Origin of the sequence: Nakamurella sp. (assembly GCF_044224575.1) — a bacterium.
GTDB lineage: Bacteria > Actinomycetota > Actinomycetes > Mycobacteriales > Nakamurellaceae > Nakamurella.
Map to the genome: position 1 here is coordinate 52,306 of NZ_JBGAKE010000030.1, position 9,943 is coordinate 62,248.

Sequence of the window (9,943 nt, forward strand, 5' to 3'; positions counted from 1 at the left end):
ATCAGGTCGTGTTGAGCACCGTCAGCGTGCCGGCGTTGAGGTTGGTCACGTAGGCGAACCTTCCGTTGGGCAGCACACCGATGCTGGTCGGCGAGTCGACCGGGATGCTCGCGGTCACCTGACGGGTGGCAGCGTCGATCACCGACACCGTGTTGCTCTGCACGTTCGCCACGTACAGGTAGGTGCCGTCCGCGCTGTACGAGATGTCCTGCGGATTCGTGCCGACCGGCGTCGTCCCGACGACCTGGTTGGTGGCGGTGTCGATGAAGTAGGTGTCGTTGCTGTCGAAACAGACGACGACGACCTGCTTGCCGTCGGGCGAGACGGCGACGCTGTGCGGGCTCGTACCCACCGGGATGGTGGTGACGGTGGCCAGGGTCGCCACGTCGATGACGGAGAGCACGTTCGACTCGTGGTTTGCCAGGTACGCGGTCCGCCCGTCCGGTGAGAACGCCACCCAGTGCGGATTCTTGGCCACCGGCAACGTCTGGGTGACCGTGTCGGTCGCCACGTCGATGATGTCGAGGGCGCCGGCATCGTGGCTGGGCACCCAGACCGACTTCCCGTCGGGAGTGACGGCCAGGGCGTAGGGCTTCTTCTCGACCGGGATCTCCGTCAGCGCCTTGGTGGTGCGGGTGTTGATGACGTCGACCAGGTTGATGGTCTTGTCGTCGTTGTAGAGGCTGACGTACGCCCGCGACCCGTCGGGCGAGAAGGCGATGAACTGTGGCGGTCCCGCATCGATCGGTGTCGCGCCGACCGGAATGGGGTCACCGGCGATGCTGGGGATGGCCACGGCCGCCGCGGGAGCGACGGTCGGAGCCGCGACCGGCGGTGGGACCGGCGCCGCCTCGACGATGGAAGTGGTTGCGGTGTCGGCGCTCTCCGGGGAACTCGGCGTGGTGCCGGCCTTGGTCTGATCCTCGTCGGCGGAGCCGGTGCGATCGGGTGTCGACCCGTGCGAATGGTCGGAAATCTCGGTCCGGGCCTGGGCCTGGGCCTGGCCCTGGACCTGATTGCTCGGCCGGACTGCCCAGGCGACGCCGGTGATGGTGGCGATGGCCAGCAGCGCGGCGACCAGGCCGATGATCAACGGCTTCCGGTTGCCCGGCCGCGACGACGATGGGCGCCGGTGCGCTCCCGACGACGAGTCCGGCCGGACCGGCCCGCCATGCGGGCCGGAGGCCCCGGGGCCCGGTAGCTCATTCGGGCCCGGGGCGGGTCCGGTACCGGGACTCGGGCCCGAACCGGCACTCGAGCCCGGGCCGACGGCCGGTCCCGAGCCGTAGGCCGCGCTGGGCCCGGTGGTCACTCCCGGGCCCGTGGTCAATTCCTGGCCGGTGGCCGGCCCCGGCGGGGTGATCTGCGGACCCGTGACCCCCGGGCCGCGGGCGGCGGGCGGCATCGCGGCCGGGCGCGCGCCGACCGTCGTCGGCAGGTCCTCGCCGGTCGATGGGGCGGCGGACAGCGCCGCCGACAGCTCGGTGGTGAACTCCCGGCCCGTCGCGAACCGGTCGGCCGGGTCCTTGGCCATGGCCTTCATGATCACCGGGTCGGCGGCGGCGAGTTCGCTGCGCGACTCCGCCAGCGGCGTGGGCTGCTGGCTCAGGTGGGCCCACATCAGCGCGGCCTGGTCGTCCCGGACGAACGGCGGGGCGCCCGCGAGGCATTCGTACGCCACGCAGCCGAGCGCGTACAAGTCGCTCCGCGCGTCCAGCGGCTCCCCGCGGATCTGTTCCGGCGAGACGTACGCCATCGTCCCGATGAAGCTGCCCGCCTCGGTCAGCCGGCTCATCGCCGCCGCCCGTTTGGTCAGCCCGAAGTCGCTGAGGTACACGTGCGGCCGCCCGTCGGCGGAATCGGCGAGCAGGATGTTCGCGGGCTTGACGTCGCGATGGACCAGGCCGGCGGAATGCGCCAGGTCCAGGGCGTCGGCCACCGGCGACAGGATCGCCAGCGTGCGCTGGGGATCCAGCGGGCCCTCGCGCCGGATCAACCGGGACAGGTTGGTGCCCCGGACGAACCGCATGGCGATGTAGAGCAGCCCGTCGGCCTCGCCGGCCTCGTAGATCGGCACGATGTTGGGGTGGTCGAGGGAGGCGGCGAACCGGGACTCCCGCAGGAAGCGCTCGCGGAAATCCGAACTGTCCGGGTCGTGCCAGGCCAGGACCTTGAGCGCCACCCGGCGATCGAGCCGCACGTCGGTGGCCTCGTACACGTAGGCCATGCCGCCGCGGTCCAGCAGCGCCTCGACCCGGTAGGCGCCCACCATCGTGCCCGGCGGCAGATGATGCGGCGAACCTTGCGCCGCGCCGGTGCCGCCGTCGGTCATGGTCGTGCCCGCGCCGGCCGGGGCCGAGACGCGGCCAGGGCGGCCGGGGTGGTGGGGACGTCGCCGTCGTGCCGCACGGACGCCTCATCTCTGCCGTCGTCGGGAGCGACCGGGCCGACCGGTCCGGCCACCATGTCAAGTGAAGCCCAAAGTTCGGGGGCGCGCCAGGCACTTTGTGCTCGCCCTCGGCACCTGCGCCGGCCCCGGGCGACGCAGGTCCTACGCGGGATCTGAGCGAACTCTGATCTCGCCGCGGCACGCTGGGACCGGTCAAGCGCGGCCCGTGACGCGTCGCGATCCATGCCGGAAAGGCCGTGATGGACCCGAACCTGTCCGTTTTTCTCCCGATCAACGCCTTCACCCGGGACACGCCGTGGCTGCAGGGGCCGATGCTGGCCATCGCGCAGTACGGGGTGGTCGTCTTCGTCGTCCTGCTGGGGGTCGGGTGGTGGGTGGCCCGACAAAGCGGTGACGATGCCCGGCAGGCGGCGGCCATCTGGGCCCCGATCGGCACCCTGCTGGCCGTGGCGCTCAATCAACCGCTCGCCGCTCTGATCGGTGAACCGCGTCCAGTGGTTGCGGCGCCCGGCGCCCTCATCCTGCTGCCGGGCGCCGGCGATCCGGGGATGCCGAGTGATCACGCGACGATGGCCGGCGCGGTCACGGTGGGTCTCTTCCTGGTCAGCCGCCGGCTCGGCGCCGCGAGTGCGGCCGCCGCACTGCTGCTGGCCTTCTCCCGGGTCTATGTCGGTGCCCACTTCCCGTTCGACGTGCTGGCCGGTCTGCTGACCGGCGCGGCCGTCAGCTTGTTGGGGTACCTCGGGGTGCGCACGTGGCTGATCCGGCTGGTGCAGGCGGTGGAGCGGACCAGACTACGACCGCTGCTCACCGCCCGGCGGGCCTGACTCGGATCGCGGCACACTGGCTTCAACCGGTCAGAAGGGATCCGCCATGGCTGCCACGTTGACCCGCCGGACGGTGCGCCGAGCCCGGCTGGGCGGACGGCACGCCTTCCGCACGGCGAACCGGCACCGGGCCGCCCTGGCGGTCGCCGCCGCGGTCGCCGTGTTCACCGTGGGCGGCGGGGTCGCGGCCGTTCGTGACGGCCCGCCGGCGTTCGGTCCGCCGGGGTTCTCGCACCCGCAGATGATGCACGGGCCGATGCCGGGGGCCCTGCCCGACCACCCCGGAGGACCGCACCGGTGATCCGATCGCGCGGGTGCCGCCCGGCGATCGGATCCGAGCTCAGCCGGACGTCGCGGGGATCTCGATCTCGGCCCGCACCCCACCGGCCGGGCCGGGGCCGAGCCGCAGCGTTCCACCGTGCGCCGTCGCGACTTCACGGACCAGTGCGAGCCCGAGGCCGAATCGCCGGCCCCCGGGTCCGTCGGCCGATCGGGGGCCGCGGGCAAACCGTCGGGTCAGCTCGTCGGGGTCGGCCCCGGCCAGCCCTTCACCGGTGTCGGTGACCGACAGCACGACCCGGTCGCCGGTGACCTGCGCGGCGAGGTCGATGGCGCCGCCGGCCGGGGTGTGACCGATCGCGTTGTCCACCAACGCGGCGAGCGCCCGCCGCAATGCGGTGCGGGAACCGTTGACCCGCACGTCGTCCGGGGCGGACACCAGCAGGGTGACGGCGCGTTGATCGGCCAGCACGGTCATCGACCGCGCCACTTCCGCCAGCAGGTCGCGGACGTCGACCGGCTCGCCCCGGGCGGGGTCGGCCGACAGTTGGGCGCTGGCCAGCAGCTCGTCGACGATCTCGCCCAGCGTGCGGCTGTCATCCAGCAGTTGCCGCATCGCGGGCAGCGCGGGGTCGTCGGGCGGCATCCGCCGGGCGATCAGCTGGGCCCGGGTGTGCATGACCGTCAGCGGGGTGCGCAGCTCGTGGCCGGCGTCGGCGACGAAGCGTCGTTGCCGGGCCAGGGCCTCACCCAGCGGGGCAACCGCGCGGCGGGCGATGAACAGTCCGGCCAGCCCGGCGATGGCCACGCCGATCGTGCCGGCCACGAGCAGCGTCGTGCGCAGGACGTCGTCGTCGCGGTCGGGGCCGCCCTCGTGGCCGCCCCGCCCGTGCCCGAGCACCGGGCTGAGCGCCAGCGTGGCCAGGGCCGCGAGCACGACGACGACGGCGCTGGCTGCGGCCAGCTGCCAGGCCATCCGCCGGGTCGCGGACCGCAGCAGTTGCCGGTCGGGGTCGGCCGGCCCGGTCACGCCACTCCCAACCGGTAGCCCAGGCCGTGCACGGTCTGCACGCACTCCCGGCCGAGCTTGCGCCGCAGGTAGTACACGTACGTGTCGACGCTCCCCGGGTCGTCGGCCGGGTCGAACACCGCTTCGAGCAGATCGGGCCGGGTGAAGACCTGCTGGGGCCGGCGGGCGAGAACCTCCAGCAGCGCGGCCTCCTGACCGGACAGGTCAACCGGATCGTTGCCGTCCGGGTCGAGCACCCGACGGCCGGCGACGTCGAAGCGGCGCCGGCCCAGATCCAGGGTGGTCGCCCGGTCGATCGACCGGCGGCGCAGCGCCCGCAGCCGGGCCAGTAATTCGTCGATCTCGAACGGCTTGACCAGGTAGTCCTCGGCGCCGGCGTCCAGCCCCTCGACGCGGTCGGCCACGGCCGCCCGGGCGGTCAGGATCAGGATCGGCGTCGTGACGGCCCGGTCGCGCAGCCGACGGACCAGATCGACGCCGTCGATCACCGGCAGGCCACGGTCGATCACCATCACCTCGTAGGTCTGGGTCAACCCGGCATGCAGTCCGGCCTGGCCGTCGGTCGCCAGGTCGACCCGGTAGGAATCGCCGAGGACCTCGGCCAGCAGCGGCCCGAGCCGGCCGTCGTCCTCGACGAGCAGCAGTCGCGGTTGCCCGGTATCCACCCGACCCCTCCCTCGCGGCTCCCGGCCAATGGTGATCGGGCGCGATCACAAGAATCTCAGACGGATCCGGCCGTGGGCCGTGCGCGGATCAACTCACGCCGAATGTGACGCGTGGGTGGCGAGTCGACGACTTCATGCGCGCCGCCGTTGTTGATCCGCGCGGGAAGGGGCCGCGGCGATGGCGGTGGCCGGGGTGGGCCGACATGGGGGTGCAGGCACCCCGATCGGAAGCCGCCGGCGGGCACCCTCGACCACCGAGCGGCCTGCGGGCAGGTTCGACGGTGCCGGGCCGGCGGCCCGAGCGCTCCCGATGGCCGGAAAGGTCCGATAATGCACATTTGTGGGCTCACGATCCGGATCGTCGCTGCTGCGGGTCGTCGCGTGGGCGTACGCGGCGGGCCTGCTCGCGTGGCTGCTGCTGGGCCTGTTGCCGGTCGCGGTCACCGACGTCGGCGCGGTGTCCGATGAGGTGCGGGTGCTGGCGTCGACCGGCGGCATCCTCGCCGCCCCGGCGACCGAGTTGCTGACGCCGTCCATGCCGATGACCGGCTTGACCGGGGTCACCCTGCTGCAGTACGCCTTCAGCGCGCTGAACCTGGTGCTCGGGGTCGTGCTGCTGATCCGCAGCTGGGACCAGCTGGTGCCGCGGTTGCTGGCCGTCGGTCTGCTGGGTACGGCGGCCACGTTCAACCTGCCCAGCCACGAGGCGTTCCGGTTGATCGGTAGCCCCTGGCCGGTCTCGTTGCTGCACTTCGGCTTTCACATCGCCTCGGGGGTCTGCTACCTGTGGGGGGTGGCGCTGTTCCCGGACGGCCGGTTGCCGCGCCGGATCGGGCTGTCCGGCCGGCGGCTGTCCGTCGCGGCCGTCGCGGTGACCGCCGTCGTCGCCGGCATCTGCTGGTGGAGCGATTTCCTGTTGCATCCGCAATTCTTCGTCATCTTCTTCGGCGTCCTCATCCCGGTCACCGGGGTCGGTGCCCAGGCGTTGCGGTTGCGCGATCCGGCGACCTCCCCGGAGGACCGGCGCAATGCCCGGCTGCTGATGGGCGCCCTGCTCCCGGCGCTGGCGGTCGCGGTGCTCTGGTGCGTCGCGCAGGCCCTTGCCCTGGCCGGGATCGGCGGGGCGCCGGCGGCCAACCTCGCGGCCGGGCTGCCCGACCTGTTCCCGGTGGTGTTCGCCATCGTGCCGGTGGTGCTGTTCGTCGCGCTGGTGCGGTATCGGATCTTCGGCCTGGACCGCCTGCTCGGTCGGGTGCTGGTGGCCACCGTCCTGCTGGTGGCGACCGGCCTGGTGTACCTGGCCGCGGTGGTCACCGGCGGGCTGCTGTCCTCGGGCGGTCGCTGGTGGACGGTCGTCGTCATGGCGGCGGCCGCGGTGGTGCTGAGCTGGGGGTGGGACGTCATCCGGCGGTGGGTCAACCGGATCGTCTTCGGCCAGGACCTGGACCCCGCGGCGGCCATGGGCACCCTGATCAGCGGCCTGGACCTGTTGCGCCGGGCCGACGAACTCGAGCAACTGGTGACCGTCGTCGTGCGGGCCACCCGGGCCCGGCGCGCCCAGCTGTGGGAGGACCTCGGCGGCCGCTGGTCCCGGCTGGCCGGCGGATCCGCCGCGGACGACGCCGACCGCCCCGCGCTGGTGGACGGCCGGCACTGGTGGATCGCGTACGACGGCCGGCGGATCGGCGTGCTGACCGTCGATCTCGCCCCCGGCGAACGGCTGCCGGCGGCGCAGCAGGCGCTGCTCGCCGACCTGGCCGAGCACGCCGGGCTGCTGCTGCACAACGCGACCCTGGCCGATCATCTGGAACGCCGGGTGCATCAGCTCGCCGCCCGGGCCGAGCAGCTGCGCACCATCCGGCACCGGATGGTGGCCGCCCAGGACCGGGAGCGATTCCGGTTGGAGCGCAACCTGCACGACGGTGCCCAGCAGACCCTGGTCGCCGCCATGATCGAACTCCGGATGGCCGGCGCCATCGGCCCGCCGGCGGCCGGCAAGATCCTGACCGCGGTGCGCGACACCCTGCGAACCGGTGCCGGCGAGCTGCACGAGCTCGCTGCCGGCGGCCTGCCGGCCGGGCTCCGGGACGGCGATCTGCGGCGCGGGCTCGCGGCCGTCGCCGCCCGGGCCGAACAGGCCGGCTTCGCCGTCACCCTGACCGTCGACCTGCCCCCCCGGCCCGGTCCGGACGCCGGATGGTCGGACGCCGCCGTCGCCGTCTGGTTCTGCTGCGCCGAGTCCGTCCAGAATGCGGTGAAACACTCAGCGGGAAAGACGATTTCGATTACTGTCCGCGACGGCGAGGCGGGCATCGAGTTCACCGTCGCCGACGACGGTCGCGGGATCGCCGGGCCGGCCAACGGTCTGGGCGGAATCCGCGGCCTGGACGACCGCGTCGCGGCGGTCGGTGGCACGATCGCGGTGGACTCCGCGCCGGGTGCCGGGACCGTGGTGCACGGTTGCGTCCCCACCGGCAGCGGGGCCGTGGCCGACGGGGTGGCCGGCCATGCCTGACCGTCGCCGGGTGACGGCACTCATCCTGGGCTTTCGCTTCTCGCTGGCCCTGGTCGCCTTCGCCGTCGCGGAGGTGTGGTCGGAGCGGGTGTGGCCGGCGGTCGGTGGCATGCCCGTGTGGGTCGTGGTGGTCACCATGGCCGTGGTCGGGGCCCTGTTCGGCGGCACCGGCGGGGCGCTGTCCCGGCTCGCCGAGCGGATCGTGCTGCGGGACCGCGCCGACGGGTACCAGGCGGGCCGCACGCTGCTGCGCCGGATGTCCACCGCCTTGCCCATCGAGGACGTCTTGCCGTCGCTGGCCGAGATCACCGGCCGCACCCTGCAGGTCGACCGCTCCGAGGTGCGTGTCCGGCTGGACGGCGGCCGGACCCTGTCGCAGGTGTGGCCCGACCGGGCCGGGCCGCAGGGTGCGCCGGTCGTCGTGCAGGTCCGGCACGACGGCGACACGGTCGGTGAGATCGAGGCGGACGTGGCCCGGCCGGCCGGCACCAACCGGGAGAACGCGTTGCTCCGGCAACTGGCCGGCCCGGCCGGGCTGGCCATGTCGACGGTGCGACTCACCGTCGAGCTGCAGCGCCGGGCCGCCGCACTGCAACGGCTCACTGACGAGATCGCCGCCTCCAACGAGCGGATCGGCCGGGTCCGGCAGCACGAGTCGGACACGATCACGGCGGAGATCCGGGGTCGCGTCGACCCGCGCCTGGACGCCGCCGATCGGCTCATCGGGCGGGCCTTGCAGGCGCCCGCCGGGGATCCGGCCGGGCCGGAGCTGATCGGCCGGGCCCGCGACCTGGTCGGGCAGGGGCTTGACGAGCTGCGGGACCTGGCCCGCCGCATCTACCCACCCCGGCTGGGCGAGGGCGGCCTGGCCGCGGCCCTGGAGGGCTGGCAGCTGCGCACCGGAGTGGGGCTGGACCTGGCGGTGGCCGACGATCCGCGGCTGCGGTCCGATCCGACACTCGAATCCTGCCTGTACTTCCTCATCGTCGCCGCGCTGCCCCACCGGGCGATCGACGGCGCCCGGCCGATCGTCTCGGTCGAGGTCCGGTCCGACCGGGTGACCGTCGACGTCGTGACGCCGGCCCGGGCCGAGGACACCGACCGGGCCGGCGACGACGGCGGCCTGGCCACGGCGGCGACGTTGGCCGCCATCAACGACCGCGTCGACGCCTTCGGCGGCACGCTGACCGTCACGGAGACCGGCGGTCGCCGCATCGCGCGGGCCTGGCTCCCGCTGGACGGGGAAGGAGCGGCCGCATGACGCACCGCGTGGTGCTGGCCGAGGACAACTTCCTGCTCCGGGAAGGATTGCGCGGCATGCTGGCCACCGTCGACTCGGTCGACGTGGTCGCCGGCTGCGCGGACCTGCCGGAGACGCTGGAAGCAGTCGCCGAGCACCGGCCGGACGTCGTGCTGACCGACATCCGGATGCCGCCCGACCGGCGGGACGAGGGCATCCGGGTCGCCGACCACTGCCGCCGGGCGCACCCGCGGATGGGCGTCATCCTGCTGAGCCAATACGCCGAACCCGGATACGTGCGGGCCCTGCTCGGGCAGGGCACCCAACGCCGGGGGTACCTGCTCAAGGAGCGGGTCAGCGACCTGGACGAGCTGGTGAGCGCGATCGGCATCGTCGCCGGGGGCGGGTCGGTGATCGACCCCAAGGTGGTCGAGACGCTCATCGACGCCCGCACGCTGGCCGGCGACGGCGAGCTGGGCCGACTCACCCGCCGGGAACGGCAGGTGCTGGAGGGCATCGCCCAAGGCCGCACGAACGCGGCGATCGCGGAGGATCTGGTGCTCACCCCGCACGCGGTGGAGAAGCACATCAACTCCATCTTCACCAAGCTCGGCCTGTCCGGCGACCGGGTCAACCACCCGCGGGTCAGGGCCGCGTTGCTGTACCTGGCCGAGGGTCGCCGATGAGCGAATCATGGGCGCCGCATCGCTCCGTTGATTTCCAGGAGGGGGGCCGATGACCGGCGACGCGGTGCCGATCCGCGTCCTACTCGTCGACGACCAACCACAATTCCGACGGGCCGCCGCGGCCTTGATCGAGACCACTCCCGGCCTGGAGCTGGTCGGCGAGGCGGGCTCCGGTGAGCAGGCCGTCGACCTCGCGGACGAGCTGGCGCCCGACCTGATCGTGATGGACGTCCGGCTGCCCGGCATCGACGGGACGGAGGCCTGCCGGCGGATCCTGCGGGCCCGGCCCGG

General features: G+C 73.3%; 9 protein-coding genes. 6 read left to right on the forward strand and 3 right to left on the reverse strand.

All coding sequences use genetic code 11. The features are described from left to right. Position 1 precedes the first annotated feature (1 nt). Entirely contained in the window at positions 2-2,332 is a 2,331-nt protein-coding gene (locus ACILSK_RS23325) for a protein kinase domain-containing protein (RefSeq protein ID WP_395729583.1), read from the reverse strand. A gap of 317 nt (positions 2,333-2,649) precedes the next feature. Here ACILSK_RS23325 and ACILSK_RS23330 point away from each other — a divergent pair, with 317 nt between their 5' ends. Together ACILSK_RS23330 and ACILSK_RS23335 are read left to right on the forward strand one after the other, a co-directional pair. Then, on the forward strand, positions 2,650-3,237 hold the full coding sequence (locus ACILSK_RS23330) for a phosphatase PAP2 family protein (RefSeq protein ID WP_395729595.1): 588 nt from the start codon (positions 2,650-2,652) through the stop codon (positions 3,235-3,237). 46 nt (positions 3,238-3,283) lie between these two features. Continuing rightward, entirely contained in the window at positions 3,284-3,538 is a 255-nt protein-coding gene (locus ACILSK_RS23335; RefSeq protein WP_395729584.1) for a hypothetical protein, read from the forward strand. A gap of 39 nt (positions 3,539-3,577) precedes the next feature. On the opposite strand, the gene ACILSK_RS23340 is transcribed toward ACILSK_RS23335, so the two are convergent. Further along, on the reverse strand, positions 3,578-4,546 hold the full coding sequence (locus tag ACILSK_RS23340; protein ID WP_395729585.1) for a sensor histidine kinase: 969 nt from the start codon (positions 4,544-4,546) through the stop codon (positions 3,578-3,580). Then, the gene (locus ACILSK_RS23345; protein ID WP_395729586.1) at positions 4,543-5,211 is read right to left on the reverse strand and encodes a response regulator transcription factor; all 669 of its coding nucleotides are present in this window, start codon (positions 5,209-5,211) and stop codon (positions 4,543-4,545) included. Before ACILSK_RS23345 ends, ACILSK_RS23340 begins: the two co-directional genes overlap by 4 nt. 340 nt (positions 5,212-5,551) lie before the next feature. On the opposite strand from ACILSK_RS23345, the gene ACILSK_RS23350 reads away from it, so the two are divergent. The 4 genes from ACILSK_RS23350 to ACILSK_RS23365 form a co-directional block, all read left to right on the forward strand. Further along, positions 5,552-7,726 carry a sensor histidine kinase gene (locus ACILSK_RS23350; protein WP_395729587.1) on the forward strand — a complete coding sequence of 725 codons (2,175 nt, stop codon included), beginning with the start codon at positions 5,552-5,554 and terminating at the stop codon, positions 7,724-7,726. A gap of 10 nt (positions 7,727-7,736) precedes the next feature. Next, a complete protein-coding gene (locus ACILSK_RS23355) occupies positions 7,737-8,987 on the forward strand; it encodes a hypothetical protein (protein ID WP_395729588.1) in 1,251 nt (416 codons plus the stop codon). After that, entirely contained in the window at positions 8,984-9,652 is a 669-nt protein-coding gene (locus ACILSK_RS23360; protein WP_395729589.1) for a response regulator, read from the forward strand. The genes ACILSK_RS23355 and ACILSK_RS23360 overlap by 4 nt, the downstream gene beginning before the upstream one ends. A 49-nt stretch (positions 9,653-9,701) precedes the next feature. Then, a partial coding sequence (locus tag ACILSK_RS23365) for a response regulator transcription factor (protein ID WP_395729590.1) occupies positions 9,702-9,943 on the forward strand: 242 nt, incomplete at its 3' end.

Excerpts from the sequence above, each read along its gene's own strand:
- ACILSK_RS23325 (WP_395729583.1), bottom strand. The coding sequence starts at position 2,332 with ATGACCGACGGCGGCACCGGCGCGGCGCAAGGTTCGCCGCATCATCTG.
- ACILSK_RS23330 (WP_395729595.1), top strand. The coding sequence starts at position 2,650 with ATGGACCCGAACCTGTCCGTTTTTCTCCCGATCAACGCCTTCACCCGG.
- ACILSK_RS23335 (WP_395729584.1), top strand. The coding sequence starts at position 3,284 with ATGGCTGCCACGTTGACCCGCCGGACGGTGCGCCGAGCCCGGCTGGGC.
- ACILSK_RS23360 (WP_395729589.1), top strand. The coding sequence starts at position 8,984 with ATGACGCACCGCGTGGTGCTGGCCGAGGACAACTTCCTGCTCCGGGAA.